Below are 19,002 nucleotides of genomic sequence, written 5' to 3'. Positions count from 1 at the left end.
GACAGATGTTGGGCTTCTTTGATCATCTCGTTATCGCGCCCGTGGTGTTGCCGGCCTTTCTGGCGCCGCTGATCGTTCTGTGGATGCGCTTCGACCGCACGGCGCAGCGCGTCTTCTCGGTGGTGGGAATGCTGCTGCTGGTGGCCATTTCGGTGACACTGGCGGTGCGGGCCTCCAGCGGGGTGCCGGAAGTCTACCGGCTGGGCGACTGGGAAGCGCCTTTCGGCATCGTCCTGGTGCTGGACCAGCTTTCGGCGCTGATGCTGGTGCTGACCTCGGTGCTGGGTCTGGCGATCGCGCTTTATGCGATCGGCTCGGGCTGGGACAAGCGTGGCTGGCACTTCCATTCGCTGCTGCAATTCCAGATGATGGGGCTTAACGGGGCCTTCCTGACGGGCGATGCGTTCAACCTCTTCGTCTTCTTCGAGGTGCTGCTGATTGCCTCCTATGGCCTGATGATCCATGCGGGCGGGCGCAACCGTCTGAAGGCGGGCGTGCAATATGTGGTCTATAACCTTGCCGGTTCGACCCTGTTCCTGTTTGCGCTTGGCACGATCTATGCCACGACCGGCACGCTGAACATGGCCGATCTGGCACAGAAAGTGGCCGAGATGCCCGAAAGCGACGCGGCCCTTCTGCGGGTCGGTGCGGCGCTGATGATCCTTGTCTTCGCGGTGAAAGGCGCGATCGTGCCATTCCAGTTCTGGCTGCCGGGCACCTATAGCAACGCGCCGGGGCCGGTGGCGGCACTGTTTGCCATCATGACCAAGGTGGGGGTCTATTCCATCATCCGTATCTATACGCTGGTGTTCACGCCGCAAAGCGCGGTGGGGTCACTGGCGCATGATGTGCTTCTGCCCGCCGCGGCGCTGACACTGATTGTCGGGATGGTCGGTATTCTGGGCGCGCGTGATCTGGGGCGGGTCGTGGCCTTTTCGGTGATCGGCTCGGTTGGGACCATGTTGATGGCCTTCTCGCAATTCCATCAGGATGCGACGGCGGCAGGCCTTTACTATATGGTGCATTCGACGATGGTGGCCGCCGCGCTGTTCCTTGTGGCCGATCTTGTCAAAGAGCGCCGTCGCATCGGCTTGGCTCTGACAGCCCAGCCACTGATTGCGCAGAACGGGCTTCTGGCGGGGATGTTCTTCATGGCGGCCATCGGCATGGCCGGTATGCCGCCGCTTTCGGGCTTTCTTGGCAAGCTGATGATCTTGCACGCAACCTATGGCCAGTGGTGGATCTGGGCCGTTATCCTTGGCACGTCACTGATTGCCATCGTGGGCTTTGCGCGGGCGGGGACAACGGTCTTCTGGAAGGCCTATGCCGTGACAGAGGACGAACAAGACGAGACCCCGCCGCCGCTTGGTGTGGCAGATAGCAGCTCGCCCGCTTTGGCCATTACTGCCGCAGGCGGCCTGCTGGCGGGGCTTGTGGCATGGACCGTCTTCGCAGGGCCTGCCAGCACCTATGTGCAGGGGATCTCGGCACAGCTTTATGACAGTCAGGGCTATATCTCGGCGGTGATGGAGGGCTCTGCCGCCCGCGCGCAGGCCGCCGCCGAAGCCGGAGCCCATCCGCACGGAGAGGACCATGACGTGCAAGACAGCGCCCATGAAGAAGATCACACCGTGATCGACGGGCATTGAGGGAGGGCAGGATATGATTAGACGCATCCTTCCGCATCCGCATCTGACCGTGCTTTTGACGGTGGTGTGGCTGCTGCTGGCCAATGCCTATACGCTCAACTCGCTGGTCTTCGGGCTGATCCTCGGGATCGTGATCCCGTGGATCACCGCCCCCTACTGGCCGGACCGGCCGATGGTGCGCAATATTCCCAAGATGGTCGAATATGCGCTGATCGTGCTGTGGGATATTCTGGTGTCGAATGTCGTGGTGGCCAAGATCGTGCTGTTCACGCCGAATGCGAAATTGCAGCCCGTATGGATTTCCATTCCGCTCGATCTGCATACCCCCGAGGCGATCACCGTCTTTGCCGGCACGATCACCATGACGCCCGGAACGGTGGCGGCAGAACTCTCGGCGGACGGGCATTCGCTTCTGGTCCACTGCCTGCACGAGACCGACCCCGAGGGCGCGCGCGACGGCATGAAATCCCGCTATGAGGCCCGTTTGAAGGAGATCTTCGAATGATCACCTATGCTTTGATGTTTGCCATCGGTTGCTATGCGCTGGCGCTTCTGTTCAACCTCTACAGGGTGGTGAAATCGCCGGGCGTCACCGACCGGATTCTGGCGCTGGACACGATGGCGGTGAATGCCATCGGGCTGTTCGTGTGTTTCGGTATCTGGGAAGGCACGGCGATCTTTTTCGAGGCCTCGATCCTTTATGCGATGGTGGGCTTCGTCTCGACGGTGGCCTATGCCAAATTCCTTCTGCGTGGCGATCTGATCGAGTGAGGTAAGAGATGGAACTGTTCTGGGAAATTCTCATTTCGGCGCTTCTGGTGATCGGTGGCTTCTTCGGGCTGGTGGGGTCGTTCGGGTTGGTCAAGCTGCCCGATTCCATGACCCGCCTGCATGCGCCGACCAAGACCACGACGCTGGGGGTTGGGGCCTGTCTGATCGCCTCGATGATCTGGTTCGCGGTCAAGAAGGGGGATCTGTCGCTGCACGAGCTGATGATCACGCTGTTCCTGTTCATGACGGCGCCGATCACCGCGCATTTCCTGTCCAAGACGATCCTTCTGCGCAATATCCCGCGCGAGACCCTGCCGCCGCCCGCCGATGGTGACTGGGCCGTTTACACGCCCCTTTCCGATACGGCGGCACATCAGTTGGAAGAGGCGGTGGAGATCCAGAAAGCCCGCGAGGAAAAAGCCCGCCGCAAAGCGGCAGACGAGGATGATTACGAAGGCGAGGTTGACGGTCATGGCACGGTGGAAGCCGCCGATGCCGATCAGCGGTCGTGATTCATATTAAATAAAGATCGGTATGGTCTATGGGAGGTACAACCCTGAGGGGGTGTGCCACTCGTTGGATACTGAAATGGACATAACCGATCTCGATCATGATGAGGATGTCTCCCTTGCACTTGCGGTTCTTGATGGCGATCATCGTGCCGCATTGAAGCGAATAGAGACACTCTGGTCACAGAATGGACCGAGTTCACACCTGATGATGCAGGCGATCCGCAGTTCTTGGGCGCTTGGTCAGGACGGCGAAGCCCGTAAACTTTCGGAAGAAGCGGTGACTCTGTGGCCCGAGGTTTCGGTGCTATGGGGGATGCATGCCGCGATCCTGACCGCCTTTGGCGATGTCGAGGGGGCGGTAGCCGCCTATGATCGTGCGCTGTCGTTCCGTCCGGATGACGTGCAACTTCTTTCGGGGCGCAACCGCTTGCGGCGGTTTTCCGCGACGGGGCCGGAATGGCGCAGGCTGGCGCAGGCCAGTCGGGATGAGGCCACAAGCCTTGGCCAGAAGGTGATGTCCGAATTCGCCTTGGGCGCGATCGAGGATGCCGCCGGAGAGTACGCGGCGGCCTTCGCCCATTTCCAGCGTGGCAATGACCTGAAGGCGCGCGGCTATGATCCGCACCTGATCGAGCGACGCCTGCACGATCAGCTCGCGCAGTGTCCCGATTTGCGCAGCCTGCCGGAACGGGTTGGTATGGCGGGGGAGCCGCGGATGGTGTTTATCGGTGGTTTGCCGCGGTCGGGCACCACCCTGACCGAACAGATCCTGATCCGTCATGACAAGGTGTCGACCCTTGGCGAGGCCTGTGATTTCCGTCTGTCGATGATCGAGCTGATGCATGCCGAAATCGGCGCGGGCACGGCACCGCTGGATTATTGGCGCTGGTTCAGCCAGCCCGGTCGGCCACTGATCCACAAGCTGGGCCAGATCTATCGCCGCCGGATTGCCGCGCGGGGCCAGACGACGCCCTATATTCTCTCGAAAATGCCGCTGGATCTCAGCCATGCTGCCGTGCTGCGCGCGATGCTGCCGGAGGCGCGCTTCATTTGTGTGAACCGGCACCCGCTGGATGTGGGGTTGTCGCTGTTCATGACGGATTTTGCGGACGGGCACGGGTTTAGCGAAAAGCTGGAATGGATCGCGCATATGGTCAGGGCCACCGACCGGTCGATGTGTGATTATGCGCAAAAGCTGGGGCCGGCGTTCCGGATGCAGTCCCTGCGGGCGCTGGTCGAGCAGCCTGCGCAGGAAATTCCGCGCTTGCTGGATCATCTGGGCTTGGCCATGCAGCCGGCCTGTCTGGAGCCGAAAGCGGCGCAGGGGGCGGTCCGCACGGCCTCGGATGTGCGGGTCCGGCGCAAGATCAACCGTGAAGGGGTCGGCTATTGGCGGCGCTACGAGGCACAGCTTCAGCCTTTGATCGAGGCTTTGGGGCGTGACTGGATCGCCGCATGGGAAGAACGCGATGCCGATCGTCCCCGGCAGTGGGAGAAAGCGTCCTGATCCTGCGTCATAGGCAACCAAAAAGGCGCCCGAGCGGGCGCCTTTCGTCTTTTGCACTTCCGGCGTGGCCGCGGCACAGGCGCGCGGGCATTGCGTCATCCCCTGACAGGCCCCCCGATCTGGCTATCCTTGAGGGGGGCTGTCCTTGGGCGGCTTGCCCCGTGAAAGGTCGGGCCGCTCAGGGGGAGGCCCGCAGGGGCTCTGGGCTTAGATCAGCCCTGCAAATTCCAGCGCGGCATCAATGCGCGCCTTCACGCTATCGCTTAGCCCGACCAGCGGCAGGCGCACCTCGTCCGAGCACAGGCCAAGGCGCGACATCGCATATTTCGCACCGCAGACGCCGGGTTCGAGGAAGATGGCCACATGCAGCGGCATCAGCTTGTCCGAGATGTCCAGCGCGCGGGCCCAGTCGCCTGCCAGTGTGGCGTTCTGGAATTCGGCGCAGAGCTTCGGCGCGACATTGGCCGTGACCGAGATACAGCCGACGCCGCCCATCGCGTTGAAGCCCAATGCGGTGGCATCCTCGCCCGAAAGCTGGATGAAGTCCTTGCCGCAGCTCATACGCTGTTTGGCCACGCGGGCCAGATCGCCGGTGGCGTCTTTCACACCGACGATGCGCGGCAGCTTGGCCAGTTCGCCCATCGTTTCGGGCGTCATATCCACAACCGAACGGCCCGGAATGTTATAGATGATGATCGGCAGATCCGAGGCATCATGCATCGCGGTGAAATGCGCGATCATACCGGCCTGCGTGGGCTTGTTGTAATAGGGCGTCACCACAAGCGCGCCATCGGCACCGGCGGCCTGCGCGTGCTGGATCAGCTCGATCCCCTCGCGGGTGTAGTTCGAGCCTGCACCGGCGATGATTTTCATCCGTCCGGCGGCGGCTTTGACCACTTCGGCCACAACGGTGTTATGCTCGCTATGGCTCAGCGTGGGGGATTCGCCGGTGGTGCCCACAGGGACCAGACCGTGGCTGCCCTGATCGGCATGCCAGTCGACGATCTTCTTGAGCGCGTCCAGATCCAGCTCGCCGTCCTTGAACGGCGTGATGAGGGCGGGGTAGGACCCTTTGAACATGACACGCTCCTTTGCAGTGTTGGGTATCCGACATGGATTCGTCGGGTTAAAATCGGGCGGACATTATGCGAGCTTGGCGCTCTTGCCAACTTGTGAATTGCACTCCGGCGTCACTATGGCACACAGGGGCCAATCAAAGAGGATCTCATGCATCGAAAGACCCTTTTCGCCGGGCTGACTGTCGTGGTTCTGGGCTGTGGCGCCGGTTTGCGGGCCGAAGAGGCCACGCAAGTGGTCAGGCCAAGCCCCGAGCAGGCTCTGGCGCAGGCCTTGGCACTGGCCGATCAGCAGGACTGGCCGGGGGCCGAAGAGGCCGCCCGTTCCGCTGGCGCTGTTGCATTCGATATCATCGAATGGGAGCGTCTGCGCGCTGGCGAGGGCAGCTTTCGCGATTACGCCGATTTCTCGGCACGGCGGCATAACTGGCCGGGACTGCCCCTGCTGCGCCGCAAGGGGGAGGACAAGCTGGACGCGGCCAGCCCCGAACAGGTGATCGCCTATTTCGCCAAGGATAAACCCCTGACCGGCAAAGGGGCCCTGGCCCTGATCGCCGCCTATCAGGCCAAGGGGCAATCCCATGCCGCCGCGACCGAGGCGGATCGGGCATGGCGGCATCTGGATCTCAGTCCCGAGGAGCAGCAGGCCTTTCAGGACCGCTACGGTGTTCTGATCAGCCCCGCCAATGGCGGGCGTATGCAGTCCATGCTGGATCGTGGCGATCTGGCGCAGGCCAGAAGGATGCTGGATCTGGTCACGCCGGGCACCCGCGCGGTGGCGGCGGCGCGGATCGCCTTGCAGGGGCGCAAGGCCGGTGTCGATGCGCTGGTCGAGGCGGTGCCGGAATATATGCGCGGTTCCTACGGTCTGGCCCGTGACCGTGCGGTTTGGCGCTGGCGCGAAAGCTACGAGGACGGCGCGGCGGATCTGATCCTCGACTGGTCGGGCTCGGCCAAGAAGCTGGGCGATCCCGCGCTTTGGGCGGATGTGCGCCGCCGCATGGCGCGTTGGGACATGCGGCGCGGCGATTACCGGCGCGCCTATCGCGAGGCGGCCAACCATCACCTGCCGCCCGGCGGGTCCGATTATGCCGAGCTGGAATGGCTGGCGGGCTATGCGGCGCTCAAGCTTGGGGATGCGCCTACCGCGCTGCGTCATTTCGAGGCGCTTTCGGTCAATGTCGGCAGCCCGATCTCGCAATCGCGGGCCGATTACTGGCGTGGGCGGGCGCTTGAGGCGATGGGCCGCAAGGAGGCGGCAGATCAGGCCTATCAGGCGGGCGCGCGCTACCAGACCGCCTATTACGGGTTGCTTTCGGCGGAAAAGGTGGGCAAGGCGCTTGACGCCTCGCTGATCCAGCCCGAGGCGCTGCCCGACTGGCGGGCAGGCGGCTATACGGACAGTTCGGTGTTTCAGGCGGCGCTGTTGTTGCATGCGGCAGGCGATGCGGCGCTCGCCGAACGTTTCGTGCTGCATTACGAGGAAAGCCTGCCCGACAGCCGCATCGCGGGGCTGGTCGATCTGGCGCTGGAATGGCGCGATCCGCATCTGGCCTTGCAGCTTTCCAAGCGGGCGGCGCTGAATGGCGAGATTCTCGTGGCGGGCTATTTCCCCTTCCCCGAGCTTAAAACCCATGATCTGGCGGTGCCGGAGGAACTGGCGCTCTCGATTGCCCGACGCGAAAGCGAGTTCGACCATACGGTCATCTCCTATGTCGGGGCGCGCGGGCTGATGCAGTTGATGCCGGGCACGGCCAAGATGATGGCCGCCAGACTGGGCGTCGAGTATACGCCTGCGGCACTGACCACCGATCCCACCTATAACATCCGGCTCGGTTCGGAATATCTCAAGCAGTTGCGCGACGAATTCGGCAATTCGCCGCTTCTGGTAGCGGCGGGGTATAATGCGGGGCCGGGGCGGTCGCGCCAGTGGATCAAGGATATGGGCGACCCGCGTGCTCCCGGGGCCGATGTGGTGGACTGGGTCGAGATGATCCCCTTTGACGAGACGCGCAATTATGTCATGCGCGTCGCCGAAAGCCTGCCGATCTATCGCGCAAGGCTTGGCGAGCCGGCTGTGCCCTTCAGCGAGGAACTGCGCGGGAACGGGCCCTGATCAGGGCTTGACCGCCGGTCCGGGCGGCACGGGGTCGATGTTGTTCTGCGCCTGACGCCAAAGGGTGAACAGCCCCGCCAGCACCACGAAACAGGCTCCGATGGCGACATTGGTACGCAGCACATCGCCAAAGACCGTCATGCCGATCATCGCCCCCCAGACAAGCTGCAGATAGCTGAAGGGCTGGATGGCGGAGGCCTCCGCGATTTCATAGGCGCGGATCATCAGCCCGTGGCCGACCACGGCGGTGACGCAGAGGATCGACATCCAGATCCAGTCTGTCCCGCTCATCGGTTCCCAGAACCAGACGCCGACCACGGTTGACACGATCGCGCCGCCAATTCCCGTCCAGAAAATCGAGGTGTTGGAGCTGTCCTTATCCGCGACCTTGCGTGTCAGCAGCCCGTAGACGGCAAACATGACGGCGCAGAGGAAGGGAATGGCCGCAAGAGGCGAGAACACCCCGCCCGAGGGCTTGAGGATGATCAGCACCCCGATGAAGCCGATCCCGATCGCGACCCAGCGTCGCCAGCCGACCTTCTCGCCCAGAACAGGGCCGGACAGCGCGGCCACAAGCAGCGGATAGCAGATGAAGACGGCATGTGTCTCGATCAGACCCAGCAGCACGAAAGCGGCGATCATCACATAGATCTCGAGCACCAGGAGAATGGCGCGGGTCGCCTGCATCCACGGGTGATGGGCGCGCACGGCCCGTGCCAGCCCGCCTTTCTGCCGCCCGACCAGCCAGAAGGAAAAGGCCGCAAAGAACCAGAACCGGATCATGACGACCATATAGGTGTTATAGGTTTCTGCCAGATGGCGCGAAATTGCGTCCTGTGCGGCAAACACGATGGTGACGATGATGATCAGGATCGCCCCGAGTTTATTATTCGTCTGAAGGGCCATTATGGTGGGTCCTGCTGGGGGCAAACCGCCCGCGACTCATATGACGTTTATGTCCGAAGCCCGAAACACGCTCGACCTCGAAGCCCGCATCCTGTAGCGCGCGGCGCACGAAGCCTGCGGCGGTATAGGTGGCAAAGCTGCCCTGCGGCGCCGTGTGGCGGCCCACCTCGGCCATCAGCTCCGGCCCCCAAAGCTCGGGGTTCTTGGCGGGCGAGAAGCCGTCAAGATACCACGCATCGGCCCGACCTTTCCATTGTGGCAGGGCCAGACGGGCATCTTCCATGATCACCTGCACCTCGATACGCCCGAGCGTGAAACGGTCCAGACCCTGCCCCCATGCTGCGATCAGCGGGTCGGCAATGGCACGCGCTTCGGGAAAGCCCTCCAGCGCGCGGGCCATTTCCTGAGCCGACATCGGAAAGGCTTCGAAGCTGGTATAGTGCAGGGCAACATCCGGACAGGCCAGTGCGGTGGCCAGCAGGTTCAGCCCCGTGCCGAAGCCCAGCTCGGCAATCACAAAGCCGTCCCGCGCCCGCGCGGGCAGATCATTGCCGCGCAGAAACACATGGCGGGTCTCCTCCAGCCCGTTCCCGAGCGAGAAATAGGGGTCGTCGAAGCGCGAGGACACGGGAATTGCCTCATCGCGCCAGGTTAGGGCAGCTTCACTCTGGTCAGTGCGGGTCATGCGGGGTAGGGCCTTGGGTAACACCTTGCGGAACAGGGCGCGTGGCGCCCGAGGGCGACAATGCAGAAAGGCGAAGGCAATGACAAGCGGGCTTAGGATCAATCGGGTCGGGGCTCTGGGCGATCAGGTCACCGTGCGCGGCGCGGGCGTCTTCGGCCTTGCCTGTGCCTTCGAGATGGCGCGACGCGGTGCCTCTGTGCGGGTCATCGACATCAAGGGGATCGGGGCAGGGGCCTCGGGCGGTACGGTCGGGGCTTTGGCCCCCCACGTGCCCGAGAACTGGAACCCCAAAAAGCAGTTCCAGCTGGAAAGCCTGCTGATGGCCGCAGATTTCTGGGCCGATGTGGCGCGGATCGGCGGCGGGGATGCAGGCTATGGCCGGATCGGTCGGGTGCAGCCGCTGCAGGATGCGGCACAGATCGCCCGCGCCCAAACGCGCGGCGAGAACGCGAAAACCCTTTGGCAGGGCCAAGCCGTCTGGGAGGTGGTCCCCGCGCGCAGGTTCGGGCCGCTCGGGTTCCACAGTCCCAGCGGCTATGTCGTGCAAGACACGCTCAGCGCCCGCGCCTGCCCGCGGGCTGCAGGCGATGCCCTGGCCCGCGCGATCCGTGCCTTGGGCGGCGAGATCCTTATCGGCGCGGCAGACGAAACGGGTCCGGTGCTGCATGCCACCGGCACGGCGGGCCTGTCGGAACTGGGAACGGCCTTGGGCAAAAGCCTTGGCGCGGGGATAAAGGGACAGGCGGCGGTCTTTGCCTTCGACGCCGGAGATATGCCGCAGATCTATGCCGAGAGCCTGCATATCATTCCGCATTCCAATGGCACTGTGGCCATCGGCTCGACCTCCGAACGAGACTATTCCGACCCCGAAAGCACGGATGCGCAACTTGAGACGCTGATCGAGAAAACACGCCGCATCTGTCCGGAACTTGCCGCTGCTCCGGTCATCGACCGCTGGGCCGGATTGCGTCCTCGCGCCAAAAGCCGTGCGCCGATGCTTGGCCCATGGCCGGATAGGGCTGGGCATTTCATTGCAAATGGCGGTTTCAAGATTGGTTTCGGTATGGCCCCCAAGGTCGCGCAGGTCATGGCGGATATGATTTTGGAAGGTCGGGCGGATATTCCGCAGGGCTTTCACGTGGAAGACAGTTTCTAGCGCAAGGCAAAGGGGCTTTGCCCCTCTTCGACTGCGTCGAATTCACCCCAGGATATTTAGGGCAGCTGGAATGAGTGGCGCTTTCCAGCTGCAAAAAATATCCCGGGGGAGGCGGGCCTTTGCCCGACGGGGGCGGAGCCCCCTGCGATTGTGGAAAATGGTAATCGCTATGGAAGAGGCTTTTCGGGTGAGGTCACAGTGCCTTACCAGCGGGATAATGCGTCTTCGTCATTTTGCTTGGCGGAAACCCATTTGCTATGGTCGGAAAAATGCTCTTTTTTCCAGAAGGGAGCGCGGGATTTGAGGAAATCCATCAAATACTCCGCTGCCTCGAAAGCCGCCTTGCGGTGGGGGCTGGCGGTTGCGACCATCATGATGGGCTCGCCGGGCGCAAGACGCCCTACGCGGTGGATGATTGTGAGATCGGTCAGCTGCCAACGGCGCTGTGCCGTTTCGGCGATCTGGGCAAAGGCGCGTTCGGTCATGCCCGGATAATGTTCCAGTTCAAGCGCCTCGAGCGTGCCGGTGTCATCGCGCACGCGGCCTGTAAAGCTGACCACGGCCCCCGTCAGGCTATCCTGTCCGAAGGTTTCAAGTTCGGCGGCCAGATCGAAAGGGGTGTCCTGCACGATCAGCCGCATATCAGCCGCCTGTCATCGGTGGAAAAAAAGCCACTTCGCGGCTATGGCCCAGAGGCGTGTCGAAATCCGCCAGTTCCTGATCGATGGCGACCCTTAGGGCGGCAAGATCAGCAAAGGCCGCCGCGTAATGATCACTGAGGTTGCGCAGTTCCGCCACCAGTTCGGCAGGCGTCTGGGCGTCGCTCTCGATGATATCGCGAGGATGGCCTATCCGCTCGCGCACCCAAGCGAAATAGACCAGCTCGCGTTTCATTTCGGGCCTCGCAGGTAGGGCAGCGCCTTGCGGAAGTAATCCCAGCCGGTGATCGCGGTGAGAACCGCCGCGATCCAGATCAGTGCGATCCCCGCATGGGTGGCCAGATCGGCAGGCGTCAGGCCGGTGGGCAGGTCGCCTTCGCCCACGCGCGGCGGGCGTCCGGTTTCCACATAGGTCAGCCCCGTGCCAAGGAAGAGGATGGCAATCGCCACCATCTGTGCCGTGGTCTTCCATTTGGCCAGTTTCGTCACCTTCAGCTTGCCCGAATCCGTGCCGAGAAATTCGCGCAGGCCCGCCACAAAGGTTTCGCGGAACAGGATCACCGTCACCGGCAGGATGAGCCAAGGGTTCATCCCCGAATAGCCGGTCAGGATCACCAATGCGATTACCACCATCGCCTTATCGGCAATCGGGTCCAGCATCGCGCCGAATTTGCTTTCCTGTTTCCATGCGCGGGCAAGGTAGCCGTCGAACCAATCGGTGACAGCGGCGATGATAAACAGCGCGAGTGCGAAGAAATCAGCCATCGGGCGGCTGAAATACAGAAACATTACCGCCACGCCGGGGGCAGCAACGAGCCTCAATACAGTGAGGATATTGGGTAGGGTCCACGTCATGGGGGCAAGTTAACCGCGTCAATCTGAAAGGGGAAGGGGCTTCACCTTTTGGGGTCAAGATAGTCGTGAATTCTGCCTTGCCAATCGGTGACTTTCCAATGGCCTGTCGATTGTTGCGCAAAATACTCGGCGCTGATGGGCACCTTGCCGTGGCCACCGGGGATATCCAGTACATAGGTTGGCAGGCAATGCCCCGAAATCCGTCCGCGCAGCGCGCGCATCAGGGCGCGGCCTTCGTCGATTGTCGTGCGGAAATGCGAGGTGCCGCGGGCCAGATCGCAGTGATGCAGGTAATAGGGTTTCACCCGCAGGGCCGAAAGCGTGGTGAAAAGCTCTGCCAGCGCCTCTGCGCTATCATTCACCCCGCGCAGGAGAACCGATTGCGAGATCACGGGGATGCCCGCATCCACCAGCCGCGCAAGGGCTGCGCGGGCGTTTGGGGTCAGCTCGGCTGCGTGGTTGGTATGGAGCACCATCCAGGGCGCCAAGCGCAGATCTGCGATCAGCTGGGTCAGCTCGGGAGTGATACGCTCGGGCGCCACCACCGGCACGCGGGTATGAAAGCGCACCATCGCCAGATGCGGGAGGACATCAAGGCGGCTCAGCACATCGCGCAACCGGCGGGGCGACAGCGTCAGCGGGTCGCCCCCTGTTAGCACCACCTCGCGGATGGCTTGGGTGGCGGCGATATACTCCAGCGCCGCGTCCAGATCGGGCGCGGGCAGGGGGCCGGTTTCGCCCACGGTCTCGCGGCGGAAACAGAAGCGGCAGTAGACATCGCAGGTTTTGGTGATGTGCAAGATCACGCGGTCGGGGTAGCGATGGGTCAGCCCCTTCACCGGCGAATGGGCATCATCGCCAATCGGATCGGTCAGTTCCTCGGGCAGGGTGGTGAGTTCGGCCCCGCTGGGCACGAATTGCGCGGTGATCGCCTGATCGCGCATCTGCATCTCGGGGGTGATGCGGATGCGGAACTCCTGCGCCACCCGCGACAGCAGGACGGGGTCTTCGGTACTTAGTCCGGCGGTTGCCAGATCATCGGGGGTGGTCAGCGCGTGGGTCATGGGCTGCGCGCTACGCCGCGGCGGGCAATCGGTCAACCCTTCTCGTTGAAGAAGTTATAGACGGTTTCGGCGGTGGCCTCGGAAATGCCCGGCACCTCCATCAGATCGGTGAGCCCCGCGCGGCTGACCGCCTTGGCCGAGCCGAAATGCGTCAGCAGAGCGCGCTTGCGGGTCGTCCCGATGCCGGGGATCTCATCCAGCGGGTTGGCCAGATTGGCCTTGGCGCGTTTGGCGCGGTGGGTGCCGATGGCCCAGCGGTGGGCCTCGTCGCGCAGGCGCTGGATGTAATAAAGCACCGGATCCTGCCGCGGCAGCGCCATCACGGGGCGGCCCGTGCGGTAGAATTCCTCCTTGCCCTGATCGCGGTCGATGCCCTTGGCGACGCCCACCATCGGCACATCGGCCACGCCCAGATCATCCATGATCTCCTGCACCGCCGAGACCTGCCCCGCGCCGCCGTCGATCAGAAGAAGGTCGGGCCAAGCATCGGTTTTGCGCTCGGGGTCTTCTTTCAGCAGGCGCTGGAAGCGGCGGGTCAGCACCTCTTTCATCATGCCGAAGTCATCGCCCGGCGTGACCTCATTATCCTTGATGTTATATTTGCGGTACTGGCTTTTCAGAAAGCCCTCGGGCCCCGCAACAATCATCCCGCCTACCGCATGGGCGCCCTGGATATGGGAGTTGTCATAGACCTCGATCCGTTCTGGCACTTTCGGCAGACCGAAGGCCTCGGCCACGCCTTTCAGGAGCTTCGCCTGAGCCTGACTTTCCGACATCTTCCGCCCCAAGCTCTCGCGGGCATTGCGATGGGCGTTTTCCACCAGTTCCGCCTTCTCGCCGCGTTTGGGCACGCTGATTTCCACCTTACGCTCGGCCTTTTGGGAGAGTGCCTCGATCATCAGGTCCTCATCCTCGATCGGATGCGAGAGCAGGATCAGACGGGGCGGCGGGCGGTTATCGTAGAATTGCGCCAGAAAGGCCTCCAGCACCTCGGCCTCATCGGCGCCGGAACCGGTCTTGGGGTAGAAATCGTGATTGCCCCAGCTTTGATTGGCACGGATGAAGAAGACCTGCACACAGGCCTGACCGCCCTCCATATGCAGCGCGACCACATCCGCCTCGGCCACGCCGCGCGGGTTGATACCCTGAGACTGCTGCACATTGGTCAGCGCCTTGATCCGGTCGCGCAGGGCTGCGGCGCGTTCGAATTCCATCGCCTCGGAGGCGGCCTGCATCTGCTCGGCCAGCTCGCGCTGGATCGAGGTCGTCTTGCCCTCGAGGAAGCGCTTCGCATCCTCGACAAGCTGGGCGTAATCGGCCTCGGAAATCTTGCCGACACAGGGGGCGGCACAGCGCTTGATCTGATATTGCAGGCAGGGCCGCGTGCGCCCCGAGAACTGGCTGTCGGAGCAGTTGCGCAGCAAAAACACCCGTTCCAGATGGTTCAGCGTGCGGTTCACCGCCCCTGCCGAGGCGAAGGGGCCGAAGTAATAGCCCTTCTGTTTGCGCGCGCCGCGATGTTTGGTGATCATCGGATAGGGATGGTCCGTGGGGATCAGGATGTTGGGAAAGCTTTTATCGTCGCGCAAAAGCACGTTGTAGCGCGGCTTGAGCTGCTTGATGAGGTTCTGTTCCAGCAAAAGCGCCTCGGTCTCGGTGCGCGTGGTCAGAAACATCATATAGCGCGTTTCCGAGATCATCCGCGCGATCCGCGCCGAATGACCGGAGGGGCGCGCGTAATTCGACACCCGCGCCTTCAGGTTGCGCGCCTTGCCGACATAAAGCACCTCGTTCTGGGCGTTCAGCATCCGATACACGCCGGGGGAGGAATCCAGACGTTTCACATAGTCAGCGATCAGATCATGACCGCGCAACGGGGTAGGCTGTGCATTGTCGTCCAAGATGACCTCGTTCCGGTTGCCAGAGGTGGAGTTAATCATTCCCCCCAGTTTTGTTAACCATCCGATTCTGTTGATCTCTTTCTCTCCCTTTCGGGAAAAGCAAGATGGAAGAGTTTCCACGACTCTTGGGGATAACTATGTGAGTAAGCGCGGGGAAAGGGCATTTTAGCCTTGTAACACTGGCATGTCATCACTTTGCCCATTTTTTGTGCAAAAAAACCAGAGCTTTGATTCCAAAGACTAATTTATTTTTCCTTTGTAACATTTTGAAAACGTTAGCTCTTTGGTAACCTCTGTTCCACAGGGTTGAGGCATGTCTTAACGGCACATCTCCGGCGCTTATTCTGTTCCCAATATGTCCGGCGTCTGCCAGCCCAGATGCTGGCCACCATCGGTGCAGATCAACTGCCCTGTCACCGATTTCGCCTCCATCAGATAGGTCAATGCGGCGCAGATATCCTCCGGGTCCGAGCCGCGTTCGAGAATGGTGGACTGGCGCTGAGTAGTGAAATGCTCGAGCGTCTGCCGCCCGCCCTGCAGCGTTGGCCCCGGTCCGATGGCATTCACGCGGATATCGGGCGCAAGCCCCATTGCCGCCGTCCGCGTCAGCGCCCAAAGCCCCATCTTGGCCAGCGTATAGGTGGAGAATTCCGGCGTCAGCTTGCGCACGCGCTGGTCGATCATATTGACCACCATCGCCTGTGCGCGCGGCTCGCCTGCGCTGCGATCGGCTTTAGGGGCCTGTTCGGCAAAGGCCTGCGTCAGCACATAGGGCGCGCGCAGGTTCGATTCCATATGGCGGTCCCAACTGCGGCGGGTGGCAGTATGGATATTGTCATATTCGAACACGGAGGCATTGTTGATTAGCAGATCGATCGGCGCGCCCAAGGCCTCGGCTGCGGCGGGCAGAAGCGGGGTCACCTGCGCTTCCTCCAGCAGATCGGCCTGCAAGATCACAGCGCGCACACCATAGGCACGGCAGGCCGCCGCCGTGTCTTCGGCTTCGGCCTGTGACCCGTGGTAATGGATGGCGATATTGCAGCCGCGCTGGGCCAGGGTCAGCGCCATGGCGCGCCCCAGCCGTTTCGCGCCGCCGGTGATCAGGGCATTCTGCATCATAGTCTCCTCCTCGCGGGCCGTTCGGGATGCGTCGGCTCAGGCCGCCACAATCGCCCAGATATAGGCGATATAGGCCAGCGTGAAGGCAAGGCCCGTGACGCGTCCCATCGGTTGCCTGAGCAGAATAAATGGCCCCAGAACCAGCGCCGCTGCAAGCATAACCCAGAGGTCGATCCGCAACATTTCCGGTGGCACGGGCATTTGGCCGAAGAGCCCCGCGATGCCCAGAATGAAGAGCAGGTTGAAAATATTCGAGCCGATCACATTGCCCAGAGCCACATCGGCCCGTCCGCGCAGCGCCGCCGAGACCGAGGTGGCCAGCTCGGGCAGGGAGGTGCCCACCGCCACCAGTGTCAGGCCGATCACCGCATCCGAAATACCGATGGCGCTGGCGATATCCGACGCGCCGGTGACCAGAAGATTGGCCCCGACGGGCAGACCGACGAGCCCCAGCAGCAGATAAAGGGCAATCGCGCGGGCATGGAGACCGTCTTCGGCCCCTTCCACGTCCTCGCGGCTGTCATGGCTGTCATGGCGGGCATGGCGGTGCTGCAAGGCCTGACGGATCTGCCGCGTCAGGATCGCCGCCATCGCCAGCAGCAGCACGATGGCCTTTGCCCATGTGATCGGTCCGCTCAGGGCCAGCACGATGAACAGCACGGTGCCTGCGAGCATCATCAGATAGCTCTCGCGGGTGTCATGGGTGTTGGTGCGGATCACCGAGATCAGCGCGGGAAGGCCCAGCACCAGCAGGATATTGGCGGTGTTCGAGCCAATGACATTGCCAAGCGCGATGGCGGGGGAGTGGTCCAGAACCGCTGTCACCGAGACCAGAAGCTCGGGGGCCGATGTGCCGAAGGCCACAACGGTCAGGCTGACGACAAGGGCCGGTATGCCCAGCCGGAGCGACAGGTTGACCGCCCCCTTGACCAGCCAGTCGCCAGCGACCACCAGCAGGACCAGCCCCGCAACAACCATCGCGATATCAATCAGCACAAGGGCACCTCAGCCTTTCCGTTTTCCATGACCACAGGGGCAGGACCCCGATCCGATTTGCGGGCGACCGCAGCGCGGGCAGCGTTTGGCCCCCAACCGCTTTTGTCCCGGCCGCTTTGTTCCGGAAAGCCCCTTGGGCAGGCGGAGCTTGCCGAACATGGCCAGCACCGCCATACCTGCCAGAAACAGGGCCATCAGCTTCAGCAGCATGTCACAGCCCGTATCGCGCACGCAGGCTGCGCTCTTCGGCCTCGGCCAGCGCCACCTGCATGGCTTCCTGCGCGATCTCGCCGCCAAAGGCCGCACCGAAACGCCGGAACAGCGGCTTTTTCTGCGCGAAGGGCATCAGGCGCACTTTCTCGCCATACAGCTCTTTGAGTTTGGGCACGACATGGGCAATCCCGTCAATCAGGCCGGTTTCTTCGCTCAGGGCCTGACGTCCGGTCCAGATATCGCCCGTGAACAGGTCGCGCGTGGTGGTCAGGCGCGTGCCGCGGCGGTGGCGGACGTAGTCTTTGAAGCTGTCATGCATATCGTCCAGCAGGCGTTTGAGCCGCGCGATATCCTCGGGTTTCTCGGCGCGGAACGGGTCCATGAAACTTTTCGCCCCCCCTGCCGTGTGTACGCGGCGTTCTACCCCGTGTTTGTGGATGAACTGATCGAAGCCGAAGCCCGAGGAAATGACCCCGATAGACCCCACCACAGAGGTCGGGTCGGTCCAGATGTCATCGGCGGCGCAGGCCAGCCAGTATCCGCCCGAGGCGGCGACATCCTCGACAAAAGCATGGACGGGGGTGCCGGTCTCGTCGGCCAGCCGCCGGATCCGCGCGGCGATCAGGGCGCTTTGCACCGGAGAACCGCCGGGGGAATTGATGACCAGCGCCACGGCGGTGGGTTTGGCCTTGCGGAACGCGCGTTCGATCAGAGGCCCTAACGCGGCATCCGAAAGACCGGCAGAACCGGGGCGGGAGATGCCGATCGCTCCTTGCAGGCGGATCAGCGCGACGCGCGGCTCTTTGCGCCGCAGGGGGAGAAGGGCTTTGAAATCCATGTCCGGCATGTAAGTCCTTGGTCATGCCCCTACAAGCAAGGCGGGGTGCTTTTCGTGAAGTTTTCACGGAAATGATGCGCCTATCCAAGGCCTGAGGGTTTTGGCATAAGGGGCGGGTGCGGTGCGGGAGGCCAATGATGATGCAAGCGGTCCGGCGGGTCGGTCTGATGCAGGGCGTAAGCGAGCCCCTGATCGAAGAGGTGCCGGTGGCGCTTGTCTATGACGGGGTCACGCAGGCAGTCATGATGGCCACCCCCGTGGATCTGGAGGATTTCCTGCGCGGCTTTGCCCTGACCGAGGGCATCGTGCCGGCCACGGAGACGCTGTCCGATATCGAAATCCTGTCGCGCCCGCGCGGTCTGGAGGTGCGGGCATGGCTGCCTACCGCCGCCAGCGGCGCGTTTCGTGACCGCCGGCGCGCGATGGCCGGGCCTGTGGGCTGCGGGCTGTGCGGCATCGACAGCCTGTCGCAGGCGCTGCGCGAGGTGCCAAGCCGTCCGCTCCGGCCCGTGATGACGCTGCAGGCTGCGGCCAAGGCGCTGGATGTGCTGCGCGAGGGGCAGGTCTTGCAGGATGAAACCCGCGCCTGTCATGCGGCGGGGCTGTGGAAGGCGGGCGCGCTTGTCCTGCTGCGCGAGGATGTCGGGCGGCATAACGCCGTTGATAAGCTGGTCGGGGCGGCACTGGCTGCGGGCCATGCGCCCGAGGGCTGCGCCATTGTCATGACCTCGCGGATTTCGGTCGATCTGGTGCAGAAAGCGGCGATGTTCGGGGCGGCGGCGCTGGTCTCGCCCTCGGCGCCTACGGGGCTGGCGGTCGAGGAGGCGCGTCGGGCGGGGGTGCAGCTTATCGCGCGGGCGCGCCATGCGCCGGAAGGTCGCGCCGATTATACCGCCCTCTGATCGCTTGGAAACATACGCCCGCCAGATCTGGCCGTGCCTGGTGTCGGGGTCGCGATGGTGCCCGCCTTCTGCGTCCC

19 protein-coding genes and 1 pseudogene are annotated in these 19,002 nt (G+C 62.9%); 8 read left to right on the top strand and 12 right to left on the bottom strand.

Annotation, left to right across the window (positions count from 1 at the left end; all coding sequences use genetic code 11):
• Positions 1 to 5: 5 nt before the first annotated feature.
• From RPE78_RS04720 to RPE78_RS04700, 5 genes are all read left to right on the top strand, one after another.
• Positions 6 to 1,649: a monovalent cation/H+ antiporter subunit D gene (locus tag RPE78_RS04720; RefSeq protein WP_406721364.1), complete on the top strand. Its 1,644-nt coding sequence runs from the start codon at positions 6 to 8 to the stop codon at positions 1,647 to 1,649.
• A gap of 13 nt (positions 1,650 to 1,662) precedes the next feature.
• Entirely contained in the window at positions 1,663 to 2,154 is a 492-nt protein-coding gene (locus RPE78_RS04715; RefSeq protein WP_339108346.1) for a Na+/H+ antiporter subunit E, read from the top strand.
• Positions 2,151 to 2,420, top strand: a complete 270-nt coding sequence (locus RPE78_RS04710) for a K+/H+ antiporter subunit F (protein ID WP_339108345.1) — start codon at positions 2,151 to 2,153, stop codon at positions 2,418 to 2,420. The genes RPE78_RS04715 and RPE78_RS04710 overlap by 4 nt, the downstream gene beginning before the upstream one ends.
• Positions 2,421 to 2,428: 8 nt before the next feature.
• Positions 2,429 to 2,932, top strand: coding sequence for a Na+/H+ antiporter subunit G (locus tag RPE78_RS04705; RefSeq protein ID WP_339108344.1), 504 nt, complete (start codon positions 2,429 to 2,431; stop codon positions 2,930 to 2,932).
• A gap of 76 nt (positions 2,933 to 3,008) precedes the next feature.
• Positions 3,009 to 4,439: a sulfotransferase gene (locus tag RPE78_RS04700; RefSeq protein WP_406721363.1), complete on the top strand. Its 1,431-nt coding sequence runs from the start codon at positions 3,009 to 3,011 to the stop codon at positions 4,437 to 4,439.
• 207 nt (positions 4,440 to 4,646) lie between these two features.
• Here RPE78_RS04700 and dapA read toward each other — a convergent pair whose 3' ends face one another.
• Positions 4,647 to 5,519: a 4-hydroxy-tetrahydrodipicolinate synthase gene (gene dapA / locus RPE78_RS04695; protein ID WP_339108342.1), complete on the bottom strand. Its 873-nt coding sequence runs from the start codon at positions 5,517 to 5,519 to the stop codon at positions 4,647 to 4,649.
• A gap of 147 nt (positions 5,520 to 5,666) precedes the next feature.
• Here dapA and RPE78_RS04690 point away from each other — a divergent pair, with 147 nt between their 5' ends.
• A complete protein-coding gene (locus RPE78_RS04690; RefSeq protein WP_406721360.1) occupies positions 5,667 to 7,631 on the top strand; it encodes a transglycosylase SLT domain-containing protein in 1,965 nt (654 codons plus the stop codon).
• Here the strand turns inward: RPE78_RS04690 and RPE78_RS04685 are convergent, their stop codons facing one another.
• Positions 7,632 to 8,537, bottom strand: a complete 906-nt coding sequence (locus RPE78_RS04685) for a DMT family transporter (protein WP_339108340.1) — start codon at positions 8,535 to 8,537, stop codon at positions 7,632 to 7,634.
• Entirely contained in the window at positions 8,518 to 9,222 is a 705-nt protein-coding gene (gene mnmD / locus RPE78_RS04680) for a tRNA (5-methylaminomethyl-2-thiouridine)(34)-methyltransferase MnmD (RefSeq protein WP_339108339.1), read from the bottom strand. The genes RPE78_RS04685 and mnmD overlap by 20 nt, the downstream gene beginning before the upstream one ends.
• 79 nt (positions 9,223 to 9,301) lie before the next feature.
• Between mnmD and RPE78_RS04675 the strand changes: the two genes are divergently transcribed.
• A complete protein-coding gene (locus RPE78_RS04675; protein ID WP_406721358.1) occupies positions 9,302 to 10,378 on the top strand; it encodes an NAD(P)/FAD-dependent oxidoreductase in 1,077 nt (358 codons plus the stop codon).
• 203 nt (positions 10,379 to 10,581) lie between these two features.
• Here RPE78_RS04675 and RPE78_RS04670 read toward each other — a convergent pair whose 3' ends face one another.
• The 9 genes and pseudogenes from RPE78_RS04670 to RPE78_RS04630 all read right to left on the bottom strand — a co-directional run bounded on the left by RPE78_RS04670 (position 10,582) and on the right by RPE78_RS04630 (position 18,032).
• On the bottom strand, positions 10,582 to 11,019 hold the full coding sequence (locus RPE78_RS04670; RefSeq protein ID WP_406721357.1) for a molybdenum cofactor biosynthesis protein MoaE: 438 nt from the start codon (positions 11,017 to 11,019) through the stop codon (positions 10,582 to 10,584).
• A 1-nt stretch (position 11,020) separates the two neighbouring features.
• Complete coding sequence (gene moaD / locus RPE78_RS04665; RefSeq protein ID WP_339108336.1) at positions 11,021 to 11,272, bottom strand: molybdopterin converting factor subunit 1; 252 nt, start codon at positions 11,270 to 11,272, stop codon at positions 11,021 to 11,023.
• Positions 11,269 to 11,892 (bottom strand): CDP-diacylglycerol--glycerol-3-phosphate 3-phosphatidyltransferase, encoded by a 624-nt coding sequence (gene pgsA / locus RPE78_RS04660; protein ID WP_339108335.1) that lies wholly within the window; start codon positions 11,890 to 11,892, stop codon positions 11,269 to 11,271. Before pgsA ends, moaD begins: the two co-directional genes overlap by 4 nt.
• A 41-nt stretch (positions 11,893 to 11,933) precedes the next feature.
• Positions 11,934 to 12,956 (bottom strand): lysine-2,3-aminomutase-like protein, encoded by a 1,023-nt coding sequence (locus RPE78_RS04655; RefSeq protein ID WP_406721356.1) that lies wholly within the window; start codon positions 12,954 to 12,956, stop codon positions 11,934 to 11,936.
• A 32-nt stretch (positions 12,957 to 12,988) separates the two neighbouring features.
• Positions 12,989 to 14,896, bottom strand: a complete 1,908-nt coding sequence (gene uvrC, locus RPE78_RS04650) for an excinuclease ABC subunit UvrC (protein ID WP_406721355.1) — start codon at positions 14,894 to 14,896, stop codon at positions 12,989 to 12,991.
• Between the two features lie 300 nt (positions 14,897 to 15,196).
• Positions 15,197 to 15,982, bottom strand: a pseudogene (locus tag RPE78_RS04645) (SDR family oxidoreductase); the annotation flags it as partial.
• A gap of 30 nt (positions 15,983 to 16,012) precedes the next feature.
• A complete protein-coding gene (locus RPE78_RS04640; RefSeq protein WP_406721354.1) occupies positions 16,013 to 16,972 on the bottom strand; it encodes a calcium/sodium antiporter in 960 nt (319 codons plus the stop codon).
• 9 nt (positions 16,973 to 16,981) lie between these two features.
• Positions 16,982 to 17,182 (bottom strand): hypothetical protein, encoded by a 201-nt coding sequence (locus RPE78_RS04635; RefSeq protein WP_339108332.1) that lies wholly within the window; start codon positions 17,180 to 17,182, stop codon positions 16,982 to 16,984.
• Between the two features lies 1 nt (position 17,183).
• Entirely contained in the window at positions 17,184 to 18,032 is an 849-nt protein-coding gene (locus RPE78_RS04630; RefSeq protein WP_406721353.1) for a S49 family peptidase, read from the bottom strand.
• A 128-nt stretch (positions 18,033 to 18,160) separates the two neighbouring features.
• On the opposite strand from RPE78_RS04630, the gene fdhD reads away from it, so the two are divergent.
• Positions 18,161 to 18,925, top strand: coding sequence for a formate dehydrogenase accessory sulfurtransferase FdhD (gene fdhD / locus RPE78_RS04625; RefSeq protein ID WP_406721352.1), 765 nt, complete (start codon positions 18,161 to 18,163; stop codon positions 18,923 to 18,925).
• Positions 18,926 to 19,002: the final 77 nt, after the last annotated feature.

The sequence above is a fragment of the Thioclava litoralis genome, from assembly GCF_045278885.1.
Lineage (GTDB): Bacteria > Pseudomonadota > Alphaproteobacteria > Rhodobacterales > Rhodobacteraceae > Thioclava > Thioclava litoralis.
The sequence above is the reverse complement of the archived record's forward strand: the minus strand, read 5'-3'. Positions and strand labels throughout refer to the sequence as shown.